The organism is Micromonospora marincola (assembly GCF_056150385.1).
Window position 1 is genome coordinate 356,166 of the sequence record NZ_JAXCFT010000001.1, and the last position, 20,151, is coordinate 376,316.

13 protein-coding genes are annotated in these 20,151 nt (G+C 74.2%); 8 read left to right on the plus strand and 5 right to left on the minus strand.

The features are described from left to right. Together SM450_RS01750 and SM450_RS01755 are read left to right on the plus strand one after the other, a co-directional pair. A complete protein-coding gene (locus SM450_RS01750) occupies nt 1-285 on the plus strand; it encodes a hypothetical protein (protein ID WP_474617860.1) in 285 nt (94 codons plus the stop codon). A 221-nt stretch (nt 286-506) separates the two neighbouring features. Continuing rightward, complete coding sequence (locus SM450_RS01755; RefSeq protein ID WP_474618349.1) at nt 507-2,996, plus strand: putative bifunctional diguanylate cyclase/phosphodiesterase; 2,490 nt, start codon at nt 507-509, stop codon at nt 2,994-2,996. Between the two features lie 9 nt (nt 2,997-3,005). Here SM450_RS01755 and SM450_RS01760 read toward each other — a convergent pair whose 3' ends face one another. Then, the gene (locus tag SM450_RS01760) at nt 3,006-4,031 is read right to left on the minus strand and encodes a phosphatidylinositol-specific phospholipase C domain-containing protein (RefSeq protein WP_474617861.1); all 1,026 of its coding nucleotides are present in this window, start codon (nt 4,029-4,031) and stop codon (nt 3,006-3,008) included. A 141-nt stretch (nt 4,032-4,172) separates the two neighbouring features. Here SM450_RS01760 and SM450_RS01765 point away from each other — a divergent pair, with 141 nt between their 5' ends. The 3 genes from SM450_RS01765 (at nt 4,173) to purE (ending at nt 7,922) form a co-directional block, all read left to right on the plus strand. Next, complete coding sequence (locus tag SM450_RS01765; RefSeq protein ID WP_474617862.1) at nt 4,173-6,209, plus strand: thioredoxin domain-containing protein; 2,037 nt, start codon at nt 4,173-4,175, stop codon at nt 6,207-6,209. Nucleotides 6,210-6,273: 64 nt separating this feature from the next. Next, a complete protein-coding gene (locus SM450_RS01770; RefSeq protein ID WP_474617863.1) occupies nt 6,274-7,434 on the plus strand; it encodes a 5-(carboxyamino)imidazole ribonucleotide synthase in 1,161 nt (386 codons plus the stop codon). Continuing rightward, on the plus strand, nt 7,431-7,922 hold the full coding sequence (gene purE, locus SM450_RS01775; protein ID WP_474617864.1) for a 5-(carboxyamino)imidazole ribonucleotide mutase: 492 nt from the start codon (nt 7,431-7,433) through the stop codon (nt 7,920-7,922). The genes SM450_RS01770 and purE overlap by 4 nt, the downstream gene beginning before the upstream one ends. Nucleotides 7,923-7,965: 43 nt before the next feature. On the opposite strand, the gene SM450_RS01780 is transcribed toward purE, so the two are convergent. Next, nucleotides 7,966-12,876, minus strand: a complete 4,911-nt coding sequence (locus SM450_RS01780) for an SCO7613 C-terminal domain-containing membrane protein (RefSeq protein ID WP_474617865.1) — start codon at nt 12,874-12,876, stop codon at nt 7,966-7,968. Between the two features lie 161 nt (nt 12,877-13,037). Beyond that, on the minus strand, nt 13,038-14,465 hold the full coding sequence (locus tag SM450_RS01785) for a UDP-glucose dehydrogenase family protein (RefSeq protein WP_474617866.1): 1,428 nt from the start codon (nt 14,463-14,465) through the stop codon (nt 13,038-13,040). A gap of 243 nt (nt 14,466-14,708) precedes the next feature. On the opposite strand from SM450_RS01785, the gene SM450_RS01790 reads away from it, so the two are divergent. Continuing rightward, entirely contained in the window at nt 14,709-15,872 is a 1,164-nt protein-coding gene (locus SM450_RS01790; RefSeq protein ID WP_474617867.1) for an acyl-CoA dehydrogenase family protein, read from the plus strand. Between the two features lie 95 nt (nt 15,873-15,967). Here the strand turns inward: SM450_RS01790 and SM450_RS01795 are convergent, their stop codons facing one another. Continuing rightward, the gene (locus SM450_RS01795; RefSeq protein ID WP_474617868.1) at nt 15,968-16,630 is read right to left on the minus strand and encodes a hypothetical protein; all 663 of its coding nucleotides are present in this window, start codon (nt 16,628-16,630) and stop codon (nt 15,968-15,970) included. Between the two features lie 23 nt (nt 16,631-16,653). On the opposite strand from SM450_RS01795, the gene SM450_RS01800 reads away from it, so the two are divergent. Both SM450_RS01800 and SM450_RS01805 read left to right on the plus strand, forming a co-directional pair. After that, a complete protein-coding gene (locus SM450_RS01800) occupies nt 16,654-17,169 on the plus strand; it encodes an acyl-CoA thioesterase (protein WP_474617869.1) in 516 nt (171 codons plus the stop codon). A 292-nt stretch (nt 17,170-17,461) separates the two neighbouring features. Continuing rightward, on the plus strand, nt 17,462-19,432 hold the full coding sequence (locus tag SM450_RS01805; protein WP_474617870.1) for an acetoacetate--CoA ligase: 1,971 nt from the start codon (nt 17,462-17,464) through the stop codon (nt 19,430-19,432). A gap of 2 nt (nt 19,433-19,434) precedes the next feature. On the opposite strand, the gene SM450_RS01810 is transcribed toward SM450_RS01805, so the two are convergent. Then, nucleotides 19,435-20,124 (minus strand): TIGR03089 family protein, encoded by a 690-nt coding sequence (locus SM450_RS01810; protein WP_474617871.1) that lies wholly within the window; start codon nt 20,122-20,124, stop codon nt 19,435-19,437. Nucleotides 20,125-20,151: the final 27 nt, after the last annotated feature.

The following is a 20,151-nucleotide window of genomic DNA, read 5'->3' on the forward strand; positions in this document are numbered from 1 at the left end:
ATGCTGACCACCGCCCAGGTGCTCGCGGAGAACAACTTCGGTGACACCCGCACGGGTGGCCTGGCCGGCCCGATGGGCCTCTTCCTCATCATCGCGCTGGCCACCGTCACCGTTCTGCTCATCCGCAACATGAACGCCCGGCTGCGCCGCCTGCCGGACCGGTTTCCCCGCCAGAGCGAGCCGGGCCGGACCGACGCGGCAGTCGTCGATCCGACAGATGGACCTGATGGGCAGGATTCACCGACGAATGCTCCCACCGGCCCCCAGCAGCGCCGCAACAGCTGAACACCGCATGAATCACGCCCAGACCGGTCCTCGACCCCTGTTGCGGCCACCGGCTTTGGCTTAGCCTTCCGCCGGGGGGGCCGTCAGGCCCCGGACCCTGCGCGGAAGGGGGCGCCGATGTCGAAGGCAGCAACCGTCCCCGACCGTGCCCCGATTCCGGGTCCCTCCGGGGCGGGGCCGTGACCTCCGAACCGGCCGACCGTCCCCCCGACCGGCTCGGCCTGCGCGGCACGCCGCTGAGCGTCGTGCTGCTGACCGCAGCGGTCGCGGTCACCGCGTTGCTGGCCGCGGTGCTCGGTCTCGCCGCGCCGGCGCACCTGCCGGCCGGCGACCCGCTGCCCGGTCCGGCTAGGTTCGGTCTCGCCGCGGTCGCGTTCGCCGTCGCGCAGCTCGCGCGGCTGCGTTTCCGCACCGCGGCCGGCATGGTCAGCATCACCTGGGGTGAGGCCGCGCTCGTGGTCTGCCTCTGGCTGGTGCCCGCCGGCTGGCTCCCGGCCGCGGCGCTGCTCGGCACCGGCGCCGCCTGGACCACCATGTCCCTGGTCGCCGACCGCCGCCCGGCGCTGGAACTGGTGCGCATCACCACCTCGCTCACCGCCGCCACGGCGCTGGCCGGGGCGGTCGCGAGCGCGCTCGGCCGGCCGCTGCTCGCCGCACCCACCCCGGAGCTGGCCCTCGCGTTGAGCGTCGGCGCCGTGACCTACCTGCTCACAAGCGCCTGGCTGGGCGCCGCCACGATCGCGCTGCGGCACGACATCCCGGTCGGGCCGCCGCTGCTGGCCGCGGTCCGCGGCAAGCTGCTCATGTTCGTCGGCAACGTCGCCGTCGGCCTGGTGGTGGTCACGCTGCTGGAGCTCGACCCGCGCTGGCTGCTGCTCCTGCCGCCGCCCCTGTGGCTGCTGCAACAGACCTACCGGCACCGGCTCCGGGCCGAGGAGGAGCGGCGGACCTGGCGGGCGTTCGCCGAGGCCACCGCCGCGCTCAACCAGCTCGACGAACGCGGCGTGGCGACCGCCGCCGTGTCCGGCGCCCTCGCCCTGTTCGGGGCCGAGTTGGTCGAGGTGGACGTGGCGCGCGGGGACGGGCGCTGGCGTCGCTACCGGGCCGACCTCGGCGGGCAGGTGCGCGACCACGAGGTGACACCCGCGGCGGCCACCGGGGCCGGCGAGCACGAGCTGGTGCGGCGGCTCGCCGTGGGCGCCGTCGAGGTGGGACGGTTGCGGGTGCGCTTCGCCAGGTCCGCCCCGCCCAGCCACCGCGAGCGCGACGGCGTGGCCGCCTTCGGGGATGCCCTGGCCGCCGCCCTGCACGACGCCGCGACCCACCGTGAGCTGCGGCTGGTCACCGCGCGATCCTCGTACGACGCGGTGCACGACCAGCTCACCGGGCTGCTCAACCGGGCGGCGTTGCTGACCCGCGGCGACCAGGCGCTGCGGCAGCGCCCGCACGACCATCCGGTGGCGCTGCTGCTGCTTGACGTGAACCAGTTCAAGGAAGTGAACGACACGCTCGGGCACTCGGCCGGCGACCAGTTGCTGCGGCTCACCGCCAACCGGCTGGCCGTGCTGACCCGGCCCGGTGACCTGCTCGGGCGGCTCGGCGGCGACGAGTTCGCGCTGCTGCTGACCTCCGTCCCGGTGGTCGAGGACCGGACGGCTCCGCTGGCGTACGCGCTGCGCCAGGCCCGGGAGGTCGCCGAACGGCTCGCCGCTCCGACGGAGGTGGCAGGCGTGCGGATGTCCGTCGAGGTGGCGGTCGGCGTGGTGGTGGCCGACGCGGGCGCCGCCGACCTGACCGAGCTGCTTCGCCGCGCCGACATCGCCATGTACCAGGCGAAGGAGGGCGGGGGCAGCGTCGCTGCGTACGACAGCTCCCGGGACGCCGCGAGCACCGACCACCTGGCGTTGCTCGCGGAGCTGCGGGAGGCCCTGGCCACCGACGACCAGTTGGTGCTGGCGTTGCAGCCGGCGGTCGACCTGGCCACCGGCGCTCCGACCGGGGTGGAGGCGCTGATCCGGTGGCGGCACCCGCGCCGCGGCTGGCTCGGCCCGGCCGACTTCATCCGCCCGGTGGAGAACAGCGAGCAGCTCGGCAGTTTCACCCGCTACGTGCTGAACAAGGCGTTGGAGGTGGCCGCCGGGTGGGCGCGGGAAGGGCTCGACGTGCCCATCTCGGTGAACCTGTCGGCCCGGAGCCTGCTCGACCCTCGGCTGCCCACCGAGATCGAGGAGGCGCTGCGCCGGCACCAGGTTCCGCCGCACCGGCTGGTCCTGGAGATCACCGAGACGGTGGTGATGAGCGAGCTGGAGGTCATCGACGAGGTGCTGGCGACGTTGCGGGCGATGGGCGTGCAGCTCGCCGTCGACGACTTCGGCACCGGCTTCTCGTCGCTGACGTTCCTCACCCGGGTCGCGGTGGACGAGTTGAAGGTGGACCGTTCCTTCGTGATCCGGATGGCCGACTCGCCGGAGGCGGCGGCGATCGTGCGTACCACCGTCGGGCTCGCCCACGAGCTGGGCCTGCGGGTGGTGGCCGAGGGCGTGGAAACCGCCGAGCAGCGCACCGCGCTCGCGGAGTTGGGCTGCACCGCCGCCCAGGGCTACCACTTCTTCAAGCCGATGCCGGCAGACAAGATCGGCGCGGTGCTCGGCTCCCTGCGGGACACCGCCCGCGCCAACGTCTTCCCCCTGCGCGCCGACGGCGCCTCCTGAGACCGCGTGTCAGCCTCGGGGGAGGACGTTGGCGAGGACCGTGGGCAGCGTCGCCCAGTCGGCGGAGGCGATGCTGGCGTGCGCGGCGGCCAACTGGGCGACCCGGGCCGCCGCCGCGTCGGCGTCACCGGCACCGACCGCCGGCGGGACGTTCTGCGCGTCGGTCATCACCAGCAGATAGTGGTTCGCGTCGTACCAGGCGGTGTCGATGCCGCCGGTGACGTACGCGGTGGCATCGCCGTCGAAGAGCACGAACCACTGCCGCAGCGCGGCGTCGGCGTACCGGGATCGGGGGTCGCCGGCCTGGGCCCGGTGCACGGCCGGGAACGCCCGGGCGGTGCCCAGTGTGCCGGCCGCCGCCAGGCCGGCCAGGTGGCGGGCGTACTCCACGTCGGTCCAGAGGGTGTCGGTCGGGTTGCCCTCCTCGACGGTGCCGGGGATCAGCTCCACGATCACCTTGCCGGCGAGCTGCGCCCGGGTCGGCCAGGCGTCCGCGCGGGCGGCGGCGTCCAGCGTGGGGTGGCCGCCGAGCAGGTCGGCCGGCCCGAACACCCGGTCGCCGAGCCGCGCGGCGAGCACCGCGTCGAGTTGGGCCGGCCCCTGCCCGGTACGGCTGCTGAACCCGGTCTTCAGCTCCAGCTTGAGGACCAACGGGCCGGCGTCGGGGTGCGCGCCCAGCCAGAGCCGGATGTCGTCGAGGCAGTGCTCCAGGTTCTTGTTCCGGGTGCTGGTGTAGAGCTGTGCGGCGCTCGTGGCGGCCACACAGTTGTTGTCGTTGCCGAGCGGGTTGCCGTGGCTGACCCGCCACTGCCGGGTGAGCACGTCCGGCCATACGTCCAGCTCGATCAGCGCGGGGCGGGCGTCGAGCGCCTGGGCGAGGTAGGTGTAAGTGCCACGCTCGTACGTGTTGTGGATCCCGACGCCTGTGGTGGCGGACCACCGGGTCTGCGGCGGCACCCCGGCGGACGCGGCGCCGGGGGCCAGGGCGGAGCCGGTGAGGGCGGCGAGGGCGAGCAGGGCGGGGATTCTGCGCATGACCGTCTCCTTCGGACGTGCCGGCGGGGGGTACGCCGGGCATGCGCCGATCTAAATAGACGAAAGTGAATAGCGGAAGGACGGTCCGTGGCTCCGACCGGTCCGGCGGCGGCGTCGCGGGTCGGCGGATAGGGTCGGGTGGTGAATCGACTCGCCGAGGCCACCTCGCCCTACCTGCTCCAGCACGCCGGCAACCCGGTCGACTGGTGGCCCTGGTGCGCCGAGGCGTTCGACGAGGCGAAGCGGCGCGACGTGCCGGTGCTCATCTCCGTCGGCTACGCGGCGTGCCACTGGTGCCACGTGATGGCCCACGAGTCGTTCGAGAACGAGGCCGTGGCCCGGCTGATGAACGACGACTTCGTCTGCGTCAAGGTCGACCGCGAGGAGCGCCCCGACGTCGACGCCGTCTACATGACCGCCACCCAGGCGATGACCGGCCAGGGCGGCTGGCCGATGACGGTCTTCGCCACCCCGGACGGCACCCCGTTCTTCTGCGGCACCTACTTCCCGCGCGCCAACTTCGTCCGGCTGCTCGACTCGGTCGCCACCGCCTGGCGGGACCAGCGCGAGGCGGTGCTGCGCCAGGGCGCCGCCGTGGTCGAGGCGATCGGTGGCGCCCAGGCCGTCGGCGGCGTGACCGCCCCGCTCACCGCCGAGCTGCTCGACGCCGCCGCCGCCCAGCTCGCGAAGGAGTACGACGAGACGAACGGCGGGTTCGGCGGCGCGCCGAAGTTCCCGCCGCACATGAACCTGCTCTTCCTGCTCCGCCACCACCGGCGCACCGGGTCGGCGCGGAGCCTGGAGATCGTCCGGCACACCGCCGAGGCGATGGCCCGCGGCGGGCTGAACGACCAGCTCGCCGGCGGCTTCGCCCGCTATTCCGTGGACGGCCACTGGACCGTGCCGCACTTCGAGAAGATGCTCTACGACAACGCGCTGCTGCTGCGGGTCTACGCGCAGCTCTGGCGGCTCACCGGCGACCGGCTGGCCCGCCGGGTGGCCCGGGACACCGCGCGCTTCCTCGCCGACGAGCTGCACCGGGCCGGCGAGGGCTTCGCCTCGGCGCTCGACGCCGACACCGAGGGCGTCGAGGGGCTCACCTACGTCTGGACGCCCGCCCAGCTCGTCGAGGTGCTGGGGGAGGACGACGGCCGCTTTGCCGCCGACCTGTTCACCGTCACCGAAGAAGGCACGTTCGAGGAAGGCGCGAGCGTGTTGAAGCTGGCCCGGGACATCGACGACGCCGACCCGGCGGTCCGGGCCCGCTGGCGCGAGGTGGTGGGTCGGCTGCTCGCCGCCCGGGACACCCGCCCCCAGCCGGCCCGCGACGACAAGGTGGTGGCCGCCTGGAACGGGTTGGCGATCACGGCGCTCGCGGAGTTCCAGCAGGTCGCCGCGCTCTATGCGGACCCGGCGGACGAGGACGCGAACCTGATGGAGGGCGTGGTCATCGTCGCCGACGGCGCGATGCGCGACGCCGCCGAGCACCTGGCCGCCGTGCACCTGGTGGACGGCCGGCTCCGCCGGGTGTCCCGGGACAAGGTGGTCGGCGAGCCGGCCGGGGTGCTTGAGGACTACGGCTGCGTCGCGGAGGCGTTCTGCGCGCTGCACCAGCTCACCGGCGAGGGCCGGTGGCTGACCCTGGCCGGTGAGCTGCTCGACGTGGCGCTTGCCCGGTTCGCGGGGCCCGACGGCGCCTTCTACGACACCGCGGACGACGCCGAGCGCCTGGTCACCCGCCCGGCCGACCCGACCGACAACGCCACACCGTCCGGCCGTTCGGCGATCGTCGCGGCGCTCGTCGCGTACGCGGCGTTGACCGGGGAGACCCGCTACCGGGAGGCGGCGGAGGCGACCCTGTCCACCGTCGCGCCGATCGTCGACAGGCACGCCCGGTTCACCGGCTACGCCGCCACGGTCGGCGAGGCGTTGCTCTCCGGGCCGTACGAGATCGCGGTGGCGACCGACGACCCGGTGGGCGACCCGCTCGTGGCCGCCGCCCACCGGCACGCCCCGCCCGGCGCGGTGGTGGTCGCCGGCTCGCCGGACCAGCCAGGTGTGCCGCTGCTTGCCGGTCGGCCCCTCGTCGACGGGCGGCCCACCGCGTACGTCTGCCGGGGTTTCGTCTGCCAGCGGCCGGTGACCTCGGTCGAGGAGCTGGTCACCCAACTCGGCTGAGCCCCCGCCGGCGGGCCGCCCTCGCGGTCGGGCCCGGCACCGCCCCGGCTAGGCTGGCGGCGCTATGGACTCCCGTACCGGACTCCCCGTCGTGGGCATGGTGGGCGGCGGCCAACTGGCCCGGATGACCCACCAGGCCGCCATCGCCCTCGGCCAGTCGCTGCGTGTGCTGGCGCTCGCCCCCGACGACGGCGCGGCGCTTGTCGCCGCCGACGTCCAGTACGGCGACCACACCGACCTGGCCGCGCTGCGCACGTTCGCGAAGGGTTGCGACGTGGTCACGTTCGACCACGAGCACGTGCCCACCGCCCACATCCGCGCCCTGGCCGACGAGGGCGTGAAGCTCTTCCCGCCGGCCGAGGCGCTCGTGCACGCGCAGGACAAGCGGGTGATGCGCGAGCGGCTCGGCGAGTTGGGTGCGCCGAACCCGGCCTGGCGTCCGGTGGAGTCCCCGGCCGACCTGGTCGCGTTCGGCGCCGGGGCCGGCTGGCCGGTGGTGCTCAAGGCCGCCCGGGGCGGCTACGACGGCCGGGGCGTCTGGATGGTGGACGACGCCGACCAGGCCGCCGAGCTGGCCGCGACGTTGCTGGCCGGCGGCACGCCGCTGCTCGTCGAGGAGCGGGTGGCGCTGCGCCGGGAGCTGGCCGTGCAGGTGGCCCGCTCGCCGTTCGGGCAGGTCGCCGCGTACCCGGTGGTGGAGACGGTGCAGTCCGACGGCATCTGCGTCGAGGTGTTGGCGCCCGCGCCCGCCCTGCCCGAGGAGCGGGCGGTCGCCGCCCAGCAGCTCGCCATCGACCTGGCCACCGCGCTCGGCGTGGTGGGGCTGCTTGCGGTGGAGTTGTTCGACACACCCACCGGGCTGGTCGTCAACGAGCTGGCCATGCGCCCGCACAACTCGGGGCACTGGACCATCGAGGGCGCCCGCACCTCGCAGTTCGAGCAGCACCTGCGGGCGGTGCTCGACTATCCGATGGGGGACACGTCGCTCACCTCGCCGGTCGTGGTGATGGCGAACGTGCTCGGCGGGGAGCCGGGCGGGATGTCGATCGACGAGCGGCTGCACCACCTGTTCGCCGCCGAACCCGGCGCCAGGGTGCACCTGTACGGCAAGCAGGTGCGGCCGGGCCGCAAGATCGGGCATGTCACAGTGCTCGGGACCGATCTCGCAGACGTACGGGTCCGGGCGGCGCGGGCCGCCCGTTGGCTGCACGAGGGAGCGCAATGAGCACCGTCGGGCTGATCATGGGCAGTGACTCGGACTGGCCGACCATGCGGGCCGCCGCCGAGGCGCTCGACGAGTTCGGCGTGCCGCACGAGGTAGGTGTGGTCTCGGCGCACCGCACCCCGCTCAAGATGATCGAGTACGGCCGGGCCGCCGCCGGTCGCGGCCTCCGCGTGATCATCGCCGGCGCGGGCGGCGCGGCCCACCTGCCCGGCATGGTCGCCTCGGTCACCCCGCTGCCGGTGATCGGCGTGCCGGTGCCGCTCAAGCACCTGGACGGGATGGACTCGCTGCTGTCCATCGTGCAGATGCCGGCCGGCGTGCCGGTCGCCACCGTGTCGATCGGCAACGCCCGCAACGCCGGGCTGCTCGCCGTCCGCATCCTGGGCGCCTCCGATCCGGCGCTGCGCGACCGGATGGCCGCCTACCAGGCCAGCCTGGAGGATCTGGTGGCCGAGAAGGAAGCCGCGCTCCGCGCCTCGCTGGGCTGACACGCGGCCACCCGCGGCTGGGGCCGACGCGGCCTTTCGCGGTTCACCGCATCCCGCGCAGCGCGGTCTGGAGGCGCTCCTGGGCGCGGCGGCGGCGTTCGTTGCTCGCGCCGAGCACCAGCAGGACCAGGCCGACCGGGAGCAGCACCAGCCATGGGCCGAGGCTGAACAACGCGTGCACGGCGGCCACGGCGGTCACCGTCGCGCCCACGATCACCGGCGCCTGCTGCCGGCTCGTCGAGCCGAAGATCAGCACCGCCACGGCGCCCAACAACAGCAGCACCTGACGCAGCATGCTGGAGTCGGTCGCCAGCACGATCGCCAGCGTGGGCAGGAACGCGGTCACCAGCGCCGGCCCGTACGCCACCCAGCTCGACAGGTCGGGCCGCTGGCGCAGTTGCAGCACCCCGACCAGCAGGGCCAGCGCCGCGAACGGCAGCGTGTACGCCTCCGGCAGCGCCACGTCGGACACCCGCATCAGGATCCACCAGGCGCTGATCTCGCACGCCACCACCGCCCAGAACAGCAGGTTCCGCTCCATCGGCCGCCGTCCCGGGCGGCTGGCCGCCACCCCGAGCACCGCGCCCCAGGCGGCCAGCAGCGCGGCGATGTGCCGGGGCGAGTCGTACGCCAGGGCCAGCGCGATGAGCGCGGACCCGTAGCCGCTCCACTCGACGGTGGCCGCCTCCCGGTGCGCCTCGGGTCGGCGTAGCCGGGGCAGGGTGGCGGCGAAGACCTGCAACGCCGCGCCCACCGCGAGCACCCCGAACGCCGACCACACCGCGGCGAGCCCGGCCACCAGCCCCAACGTGAGCACGAAGAGCTGAGCCATCAGCGAGGCGAACAGCCAGCCGAGGATACGGGCCCGCTGGGTGGTGCCGAAGAACGCGGCGACAGCGCCCACACCCACCGCGCTACCAAACGTGATCAGGGTGAGATCACGGGTGGCGAGGGCGCCGGCGAGCCCGGCGCCGCCGGCGGCCAGCCCGATGGCGAAGACAAGCACCCGGGCGACCCGGATCGAACGGCCCGGCTCCGCAAGTGCCGGCGGCGGCGTCAGCGCCAGCCCCAGCATCGAGATGGTGAACACCACAAGCCCGGCCTGCGCGGTCACCGGCCAGCCCTGGCCGAGCGCCACCGGCGTGATCAGCAGCGTGAGGGCCGCCCCGGGCAGGACCACGGGCACCGCCCGGGAGCGGCGACCGCCGCTGAAGCCGGTCGCGGCAAGCGCCGCGGTCGCGGTGAGCAGCAGCGCGGTGAGCACGTGGGTGGGGTTCACCGCGTCCGGCGGTGGGGTGAGCAACTCCGGCGGCGGCCCCTGCCACACCCGACCCAGCACCACGAACGTCGAGAACAGCGCCACCACGAGCGACGGCGCCAGCGTGACGAGCGCCAGCGCGGTGGGCAGCGCCGCCGCGGCCAGCGCCCCGGCGGCCGGGCTGACCCGCCACCGCAGCTCCGTGCCGGCGTCCGGGTCCCGGCGCAGCGCCCCGTTCAGCAGCACCGACAGGCGGCGTACCGGCCGGGCCGAGCCGGCCGGCGGGACGGTGGCCGCCCGGATCAGCTCGGCGAGCACGCCGAGCAGCGCCGCGGCGGCGGCGAACACGCCGGCGGGCAGGTGGACGAGGAGGGCGGCGGCGGCCGTGACGGTGGCCGCGCCGACCACTGCCACGCTCGCGTACGGCAGATATTGCGGCACCTGCCGGCGGACCGCCGCGACCACGGCGAGGCCGATGCTGGCGGCGGCGAGCGCGGCGGTGAGCACCACCTGCGCCGGACGGCCGAACTCGGCGGACAGCGCGGCCACCGCGCCGGGCAGCGCCAGCAGGGCCGACCCCGCAGCCGCGCCGCCCACCTGCACCAGGTGCGGCGGCATACCCTCGGTGCGGAAGTCCTCCACAAGCGCCGGCGCGAAGGCCCGGGCCAGGACCGCCACCGTCACCCCGATCAACACGACGCTGCTGAGCGCCAGCGCGGTGGTCCAGGGCCGGACCAGTCCGGCGCCTGTGGCGTGCAGCGCCACCACGCCGGCCACGGTGGCCCGGGACAGCGCCGCCCGAGGGTCCGCCGCAGCCGCCGCGGCCATCCCGTAGACCGTGGCCACCATGGAACCGACGAGCACCGGCGACCACCAGGGCAGGTCGAACGCGGCCGGCGCGCCCACGGTGGCCAGCACCGCGGCCACACCCGAGACGTCGTACTTCCACGGCGGCGGCAGCAGGATGGCGGCGGTCACCGCCAGCAGCGCCAGCGCGACGGGCGCCTGCCAGGCGGCCCCGCCGGTGGGTGCGGCAGGCCAGCCGCTCAGGTCGCCCGCCCAGATCGGGCCCGGGGTGGCAAGCACGCCGACCCCGCCGCGCAGCGCGCTCCAGGCCGCGATGAGGCCGATCAACGTGCCGCCGGCCGCGATACCGAGGACCGGCCCGCGACGCCACTCCTCCGGCAGCGCCCGGGCCGCGACGGCCACCACGAGCACAAGCGCGGCGGCCACCACCAGTTGGCCGCCCGGCGCGAGCACCGCGGCGATCCGGGCCAGCGTGGCGACGAGCGCCACAGTGGTGGCGGCGAGGGCCAGGTCCGAACCGTCGAACGACATGTCGGCGCGGCGCCGGGCGTCGATCCGCGGGGCCAGCGCCAGCATGGCGGCGGCGATCAGCAGCAGCCCGCCCACCCAGGCGTCCGCCGAGGTCGCGCCGGGCGCGCCGAACGCGGCGGCGATGACGGCCACCGTGCCGAACACCGTGCCAAGCGCGTGCGGCATGCTCAGTTGCCGCTGCGCCACCTGGACCAGGGCGGCGTAGGCGAGCGTCACGCAGACGCCGAGGAAACTCGCGGCGAGGATCGGGACGGTGATCTCGCGCAGGTTGGCCGGGGTGGATATCGGCGGCGTCGGCACGCTCGCGGCGACGAACGCGGCCACCGCGCCGGGCAGGGCGAACGCGGCGCCGCCGGCGGCCCAGGCGCAGACCGTGTCCGTCGCGGCGGCGGCGAGGCGGACCCGGGGCGCGAGCGAGACCAACGCCCCGGCCAGGAAGAGCAGGGTCAACGCGGCGGCGGTGAGCGCGGGCCGGGCCAGCGCCGCCCCGGCTCCGGCCAGCCCCAGCACGGCCGCGGTCACCGCGTGGGCCACGGCGGCGCGTTCCGTGCCGGCGCTGAGCCCGAGCACCCCGATCGCGACGGCGGTCAGCAGCATCGGCCAGCAGGCCGCCGCCCAGCCCAGCCCGAGGGAGGCCGGCACGGCGAGCGCGGTGAGCGCCGCGCCGACCACCGCGAACTCGCGTCGGATCTCGGTGGGCAGCGCGACCACGGCGGCGACGGTGAGCAGCAGGGCGCTGGCGGCGAGCTGCCAGCCGGTCGGCCCGACCGCCCGCGCCAGCTCGGCGTGCCAACCGCTCAGGTCGGCCGACCAGGCCGGCAACGCCGCCCGGACCGGCGCCAACCCGGCGCGCAGCGCGCCGCCGGCGACCACCAGGCCGCTGACCGTCAACGCCACCGCGGAGGCGAGCTGTGGGCCCCGGCGGGTCACCTCCGGCATGGCCCGCACGGCGACGCCGGTGAGCGCGATGACGGCGGCGATCAGCAGCAGGGACCGGCCGGGCAGGGCCACCGAGGCCACCCGACCGAGCGCGCCGATGACCGCGAGGGTGACGATGCCGGCACCCAGGTCGGGCAGGGGCGGCCGGCGCAACACGAGCGTGCCGGCAAGCGCGGTCAGCGCGGCCAGCAGCAGCACCGTGCCCGCGCCGGCGGCGGCGACGACGGTGGTGGCGCGCAGCAGGGCGGTGACCGCGTACGCCAGGGCGACCGCGCCCGCCACGCCGTGCAGCAGCCAGGTCGCCTCGCGCAGCCACGGCACCGGACGGGCCGGCGCGGCGGTGGCCGGCCCGGCGGGCGGCTCGCCGCCGAGCACCTCGGCGGACTCCTCCGGCGCCGACTCGGGCCGGTCGTCGTCGGCGTGTTGGCGGCGCGGGGTCGTGGCCCTCGGCGTCGGGGTGGGCAGGTCCGACCGGGCCGGCCGTTCGAGCGTCACCGCGGACCGGGCCAGCGCCAGGTCCAGCACGGCCACCACGGTGAGCACCAGTGCCCAACCGGCCGGGCCGGTGATCCGCTCGTACGCCAGCAGCGGCAGCACCGGTTGGGCGGCCAGCACCGTGGCGAAGCGGGGCGCGCGCAGCCCGGTGCCGTACGCGTACCCGACCGCGACCACTGTGGTGACCAGGAAGATCGCTCCGGCGAACGCGGCGCCGGACGTGCCGCCCCCGATCCGCTCGACGGTCCAGGCCGCGTACCCGGCGAGCGGCACCAGCAGCAGCCCGACGGCGGCGATGGTCTCGGCGGTCGAGGTGAGCCCGCGGCGGGCCAGCACCGGCGGGGCGAGCAGCATCAGCACGGTCGCGACAAGCAGCACGCCGAGCCGGGCCAGCGCGTCCATCGAGCTGGTGGCGACCGCGGCGAAGACGACCGCCGCGACGCCGAGCAGCAGCCCGGCGAGCCCGAGCGGGATGTTCTGCACCTCGCGGGAGGACGCCTCGGGCGGGTGCTCCGGGTCGTCGGCGTCGAGCCACTGTGGGCGACCGCGGGGCGGTGACGGGGGAAGGTCCTCCGGAGTGGGCGGCGTGCCCTGCCGGGGCACCCGGGGCGGCGCGCCGGTGGCGGCGGTGGGCGGCCGGCGCCCGGGACGCTTGCGCAGCACCTTACGCGGCCGGGTGGCCTGTTTGATCCGCTCCTCGCCGGCGTGCGCCAGGATGTCGCGCTGGAAGAGCGCGGCCTGCATCTTGGCGGCGATCTGCCGCTGCTCGCGGGCGATCTCAGCGTCGCGCGCCTTCATCTCGGCGATCGAGCGCTCGATGTCGGCCAGGTGCTCGGCCCACTGGGGCTGCTCCGCGCCGCAGTGCGGGCAGACGGCGGCGGGCTTGATCTCCCGCCCGCACGACGCGCACCTGAAGCTCTCCACGGCAGTCTCCCGTCCGCCCACGCCCCGCACTGTGGACCTCTCAGTGGCAGCATGCCCTGAGCGAGCCGGGATTTCGACAGTTGCGGGCGCGTTCCGGACAACAAAAAGGGCCGGCCGGCCGGGGAACTGGTCCCCGGGCCGGCCGGCCCGACGTCGATCGGTCAGGGGCGACCCAGGCCGCGGTATTCCCAGCCGGCCTGCGTCCACAGTGTGGAGTCGAGGCAGTTGCGCCCGTCGACGACCTTGCGACCGTTTGCCAGCTCACCAAGCGCCACCGGGTCGGCGTTGCGGAACTCGGCCCACTCGGTGAGCACGCAGACCAGGTCGGCGCCCTGGACGGCGTCGGTCATGGTCTCCTCGTAGGTCAGGTCGGGCACCGCGCGGCGCGCGTTCTCGATCCCCTGCGGGTCGAAGACGTGCACGTCGGCGCCGGCCTTACCGAGCAGCGCGGCCACCGCCAGGGCGGGGGCGTCGCGTACATCGTCGGTGTTGGGCTTGAAGGTCGCGCCCAGCACCGCGATCCGGGTGCCGGAGAGGTCCGGACCGGCGGGGCCGGAGCGGCGGCCGAGCAGCTCGGCGGCGAGCTGCACCACCCGGGTACGCCGGCGCAGGTTGATCAGGTCGACCTCGTGCAGGAAGCGCAGCGCTTCGCCGGCGCCGAGCTCCTGGGCACGGGCCTGGAAGGCGCGGATGTCCTTGGGCAGGCACGCGCCGCCGAAGCCGAGCCCGGCCTGGAGGAAGCGGTTGCCGATCCGCGGGTCGTACCCGATGGAGCGGGCGAGCTGGGTGACGTCGCCGCCGGCGGCCTCGCAGACCTCGGCCATCGCGTTGATGAAGGAGATCTTGGTGGCCAGGAACGCGTTCGCGGCGACCTTGACCAACTCGGCGGTGGCGAAGTCGGTGACCACGAGCGGCACCTCGCGGTCCTCGGTGGCGGCCAGGTCGAAGACGCCCTTGTGGGCGGCGAAGAGCATGCCGTTTGCCCACTCGCTCTTGACCCCGACCACGATCCGGTTGGGCCGCAGCACGTCGTCGACGGCGAAGCCCTCCTGGAGGAACTCGGGGCTCCACGCCACCTCGACCCCGAGGTCGGTCGGGGTGTGCTTGCCGACCAGTTGCTCCACCCACTCGGCGGTGCCCACCGGCACGGTGGACTTGCCGACGATCAGCGCCTTGCGGGTCAGGTGCTGGGCCAGGCTGGTCACCGACGCCTCGACGTACGACAGGTCGGCGCCCATGCCGTCGGCCCGCTGCGGGGTGCCGACGCAGATGAAGTGCACGTCGCCGAAATCGGCGGTCTCCTGGATGTCGGTGCTGAACCGCAGCCGGCCGGCGGCCAGGTTGCGCCGGAGCAGCTCGTCGAGACCGGGCTCGTGGATCGGCACCTCGCCGGCGTTCAGCTTGGCGATCTTGTCGGCGTCGACGTCGAAGCCGAGCACCTCGTAGCCCAGCTCGGCGTAGCAGATGGCGTACGTCGCACCGAGATAACCGGTGCCGAGGAAGGTCACCCGGGGTCGGGCCGCGCCGGAGGGCGGGGTCACCGCGGCGATGGCGGGCATCGGCTGGGAATTCGGGTACGGGATCGTCACGCCTGTCTTCTCCGCTCGCACTGGCGGCGCATCCTCGCGTCGCATTCTGCTGGGGCGCCTAGGCCGGGCACCGAGGGAAACTGATTCTGGTGTGAGGGTAGTGGGTCGGGTGGGCGACGCTCGGGCGCGATCCTACCCGCCGGTAGCTCCGGTCGAAGCCCGGTGGCTATTCTTCAGTCTGCGGCAGTCGGCGGCCCCCGGGCAGCACAGACTGCGCATGATAGCCGTGAAAGGGGGGCCGACATGGCCGCAGAGCAGTCGTTCGACGTCTACCGGTTGCCGGAGGAGCACGAGGCGATCCGGGAGGCGGTCCGTGAGGTCTGTGCGGCCAAGGTGGCTCCGCATGCCGCCGAGGCGGACGAGACAAGCGAGTTTCCCAAGGCCTCCTACGACGCCCTGCGCGCGGCCGACTTCCACGCCCCGCACGTTCCGGTCGAATACGGCGGCGCCGGCGCGGACGCCCTTGCCACGGCCATCGTGATCGAGGAGGTGGCTCGCGCCTGCGCCTCGTCGTCGCTGATCCCGGCGGTGAACAAGCTGGGCACCATGCCGCTGCTGCTGGCCGGTTCCGAGGAGCTGAAGCGCCGATACCTGACCCCGGTCGCGGCCGGCGACGCGATGTTCTCCTACTGCCTCTCCGAGCCGGAGGCGGGCAGCGACGCGGTCTCGATGACCACCAGGGCGGTGCGCGACGGCGACCACTGGGTGCTCAACGGCGTGAAGCGGTGGATCACCAACGCGGGCGTCTCGGAGTACTACACCGTCTTCGCTGTGACCGACCCCACAGCCCGCTCGAAGGGCATTTCCGCCTTCGTGGTGGAGAAGTCCGACCCGGGCGTGAGCTTCGGCGCACCGGAGAAGAAGCTCGGCATCAAGGGCTCGCCCACCCGCGAGGTCTACCTCGACAACGTCCGGATCCCGGCCGACCGCATCATCGGCGCCGAGGGCAGCGGCTTCGCCACCGCCATGCGGACGCTCGACCACACCCGGGTCACCATCGCCGCCCAGGCGATCGGCATCGCCCAGGGCGCGCTGGACTACGCCAAGGGGTACGTCCAGGAGCGCAAGCAGTTCGGCAAGGCGATCGCCGAGTTCCAGGGCATCCAGTTCATGCTCGCCGACATGGGCATGAAGCTGGAGGCGGCGCGGCAGCTCACGTACGCCGCCGCCGGCAAGTCCGAGCGGGGCGACGCGGACCTGACCTACTTCGGCGCGGCTGCCAAGTGCTTCGCCTCGGACGCCGCCATGGAGATCACCACAGACGCGGTCCAACTGCTCGGCGGCTACGGCTACACCCGTGACTATCCGCTCGAGCGGATGATGCGGGACGCCAAGATCACCCAGATCTACGAGGGCACGAACCAGGTCCAGCGGATCGTCATGGCCCGGCAGTTGCTGAAGGGCTGATCGAGTTGCTCTGGGCGGGCGGGCCGGGACTTCCCGGCCCGCCCGGTCGGGCTGTTCTGGCGGGGCGGCCGGGACTCCCCGGCCGCCCGCGCCGGTCAACGAGGGTCGGTGGCGCCGTCCGGCCGGGTGCCACCGCGCGGGGGAGCGGACCACGGCGACTCGCCGCCGGTGCGGCGAGGCAGGGGTTCGGTGGGGGTGTCGGGATAGGCAAGGGTGAGCGGGGCCGTGTCCGGGTCCCGCGCCGGCGTCGGCGGCGGGGGCCAGCCGCTGGGCGCGGGCGTCGGCTCGACAGGCGAAACGGCCGGGGTCAGCTCCGCCCCGTCCGTCCGCGGTACGGGTCGACTCCGCCACCGCTGGCCGCTGAACACGGCCATCAGCAACAGCATGCCGATGAGGAACAGCGTGCCGTTGTCGAGTGGCTGGCGCAGCGGCAACGGATCACCGAGCAACTTCAGGTCGCCGGGCACCCGGTCCCGCACGCTGAAGGGCGCGACGAACAACCCGAGGTAGGGGACCGCGAGCAGCAGCCCCGCCACGAGCGGGCCGAGCGGCGAGAAGCGCAGCGTGCCGAGCAGGCCGAGCAGGACGCCGGCCACGCCGAGATAGACGGCCGGCTCGATCAGGTTGGGGGTGCTGTACGTACCGATCTCGACCCAGCGGTTGACGGTCCGCCCAGATCCGTCCTGACCGAGGGTGACGAGCACCCAGGTGACCGGCGCCACCACCAACCCGGCGAGGAAGCTCCAGAGATGTCGCATCCGCGCACCGTACCGTTTCCGGCATGACAGATCATCCCGCGGTCCCGCCGGGTAAGCCGACCTCATACTCCCGCGTCACGCTGAGTCGCATCATGACCGCTGTCGATGTCAATCTGTACGGGACCGTGCACGGTGGGGTGCTGATGAAGTTCGTCGACGACGTGGCCGGCGCGGCGGCGGCCCGGCACAGCGGCGGCACCGCGGTAACCGCGTCCATCGACGAGATCGTCTTCTCCGAGCCGGTCCGGGTGGGCGATCTGGTACACGCGCACGCCCAGGTCAACTGGACCGGCAACACCTCGATGGAGGTCGGTGTGCGGGTGGTCGCCGAGCGCTGGGACTCGGCCGAGGACGAGCCGGTGCGGGTCGCCACGGCCTACCTGGTCTTCGTGGGCGTGGACGTCGGTGGCGCGCCCCGCGCGGTGCGCCCGGTGCTGCCGGAGTCACCCGACGACGAGCGCCGCTTCCGGGAGGCGGAGATCCGGCGTGCCCACCGGCTGGCCCGCCGCCGCGCCATCCAGGCCCACCGCGCCGCCTGAGGTGTAAGGAGGGGGCCCCGCTTAACGCCTTTGGTAGAGGCGGGGGCCCCGCTTAACATCCCACCCGCGCTGACGTCGCGCGCTGGGAGCGAGGTGTTAAGCGGGGCCCCCGCCTATGCAGAATGCGTTAAGAAGGGGCCCCTCCTTACATCCACATGGGGAGGGGGCGGGGGGTGTGGGGTGGGCACGCCCCGTCGGCGGGGTCCGGTGCGGAGAATGGCGGCACCAGGTAGGGCAAGATGGCGCCACGGCCCATGCACAGTGTCGTGCCGGCCGCAGGGAGGGTGGAACAGTGGGTGACGTGCTGTGGACGCCGCCGGCCGACGTGCGCGAACGGTCCCGGATCGGTGACTACCTGCGCTGGCTGGCCGCGCACCGGGGGCTGGAGTTCGCCGACTACGACGCGCTGTGGCAGTGGTCGGTCACCGACCTGGACGGGTTCTGGGGCTCGATCTGGGACTACTTCCAGGTGCTCGCACACACGCCCCCGACCGCAACGCTGGCCGGGAAGTCCATGCCCGGCGCCCGCTGGTTCCCCGGCGCGACGCTCAACTACGCCGAGAACGTGCTACGCATGCCGGGGCTCGGCGACGACGACCCGGCGGTGATCGCGCACGGGCAGACCCGCCCACCGGAGACGCTCACCGCGGCGCGGTTGCGGGAGCGGGTCCGCCGGGTGGCGGCCGGCCTGCGCCGGCTCGGCGTCGGCCCGGGCGACCGGGTGGCCGCGTACGCGCCGAACATCCCGGAGACGTACGTCCTGCTGCTCGCCACCGCCAGTCTGGGCGCGATCTTCTCGTCCTGCGCGCCGGAGTTCGGCACCCGCAGCGTCACCGACCGCTGGCAGCAGATCGCGCCGACGGTGCTTGTCGCGGTCGACGGCTACCGCTACGGCGACAAGCCTGTGGACAGGCGCGCCGAGGTGGCCGCGATCCGGGCCGCGCTGCCGTCGCTGCGGCACACCGTCGGCATCGCGTACCTCGATCCGGACGGCCCGGCCCCCGACGGCGCGCTCGCCTGGGCGGACCTGGCGGCGGAGACCGACGAGCCGTTGGCCTTCACGCCGGTGCCGTTCGACCACCCGCTGTACGTGCTCTACTCCTCCGGCACCACCGGACTGCCGAAGCCGATCGTGCACGGTCACGGCGGCATCCTGCTCGAACACCTGAAGATGTTGGCGCTGCACCACGACCTGGGCCCGTCCGACCGGTTCTTCTGGTTCACCACCACCGGCTGGATGATGTGGAACTTCCTGGTCTCCGGGCCGGCGGTGGGCGCGGCGATCGTGCTCTTCGACGGCAACCCGGGCCACCCGGACCTGGGCGCGTTGTGGCGGCTGGCGGCGGAGACCGGTACGACCTATTTCGGCACGTCGGCCCCGTTCCTGCTGGCGTGCCGCAAGGCCGGGCTGGTGCCGCGGGAGATCGCCGACCTGTCCGCGCTGCGCGGCCTCGGCTCGACCGGCGCGCCGCTGCCCGCCGAGGGCTTCACCTGGGTGTACGAGAACGTCGGTGACCGCCTCCAACTCCAGTCGCTCTCCGGCGGCACGGACGTGTGCACCGGGTTCGTCGGTGGGGTGCCGCTGCTGCCGGTGCACGCCGGTGAGATCGCCTGCCGGGCGCTCGGCGCGAAGGTGGAGGCCCGGTCCGCCGACGGCTCACCGGTCATCGGCCAGCTCGGCGAGCTGGTGATCACCGAGCCGATGCCGAGCATGCCTGTGGGGTTCTGGAACGACCCGGACGGCGTGCGCTACCGGGAGGCGTACTTCGAGGTCTATCCCGGGGTGTGGCGGCACGGCGACTGGATCACCGTGAACGAGCGTGGCGGCTGTGTCATCACCGGCCGGTCCGACGCCACGCTCAACCGGGGTGGCGTGCGGCTCGGCACCGCCGAGTTCTACTCCGTGGTGGAGGGGCTCGACGAGGTGGTCGACTCGGTGGTGGTGCACCTGGAGGACGACGAGGGCGGCGCGGGGGACCTGCTGCTGTTCGTGGTGCTCGCCGAGGGCCTGGAACTCGACGACGCGATGCGGAAGAAGATCTGCCGCGAGCTGCGTACCGCCCTGTCGCCGCGGCACGTGCCGGACGAGATCCACCAGGTCCGCGCCGTGCCCCGCACGCTGAGCGCGAAGAAACTTGAGGTGCCGGTCAAGAAGATCCTCACCGGCACCCCGGTCGACCGCGCCGCCGCGAAGGGCGCCTTGGCCAACCCCGAGTCCCTCACGGCGTTCGCCGCGTTCGCCGAGCGCCGCGCCGCCCCCTGAGCCTAGGCCAGGGTGTGGGTGGCCTTCTCGGTCGCGGCGCGGGAGTCCAGGCGGGAGCGGTCGAGGTGGGCACAGGGGACGACGCTGGCGCCGGCCGTCAGCGGGGCCAGCAGCCAGTCGACCGGGTCGGGGTGGCGGGTCACGTCGACCAGGAGGCGGTCGCCGGGGCCGAGGCCCAGCTCCGCGGCGCGGGCCTCCGCGCGGGCCAGCAGCGCCGCGTCCCCTTCGCCACCCGAGGGGTACGGGGTGAAGTGGTCGCCGTGCCCGCGTACCGCCGCGACGAAGTCGGCGCAGCCGGCCGGCACCTGCCGCATCGGCAGCGCGAACGGATCAAGCGCCAGGGCGTACCGCTCGCCGGCCGGCCACCGGTTCGCCTCGTCGACCCGGTCGACGGCGGTGAACAGCACCTCCACCGGGCCCGGGGGGTCGACCATGGTCAGTTTCGCCGACCAGCAGCCGAGCAGCACCGCGGCGGTCTGCCAGTGCGGCGGCAGCAGCACCCCGCCGGCGTCGCCGGGCGCGCAGCCGGCCTCGTCCACGAGCAGGTTGGCGGTCTTGGCGACCCAGTTCGCGAGCGTCGCGCCGGAGAGTTCGGTGCGTTCGCCGGTGGCGTCGTCATACCAGGTCAGCAGCGGTCGGGTGGGGTCGGTCGCGATCGCGTCGGCGAACACCCGGGCAATGTTGTCGGCCATCGGCGCGAACGATACGCGCCCCGGGTA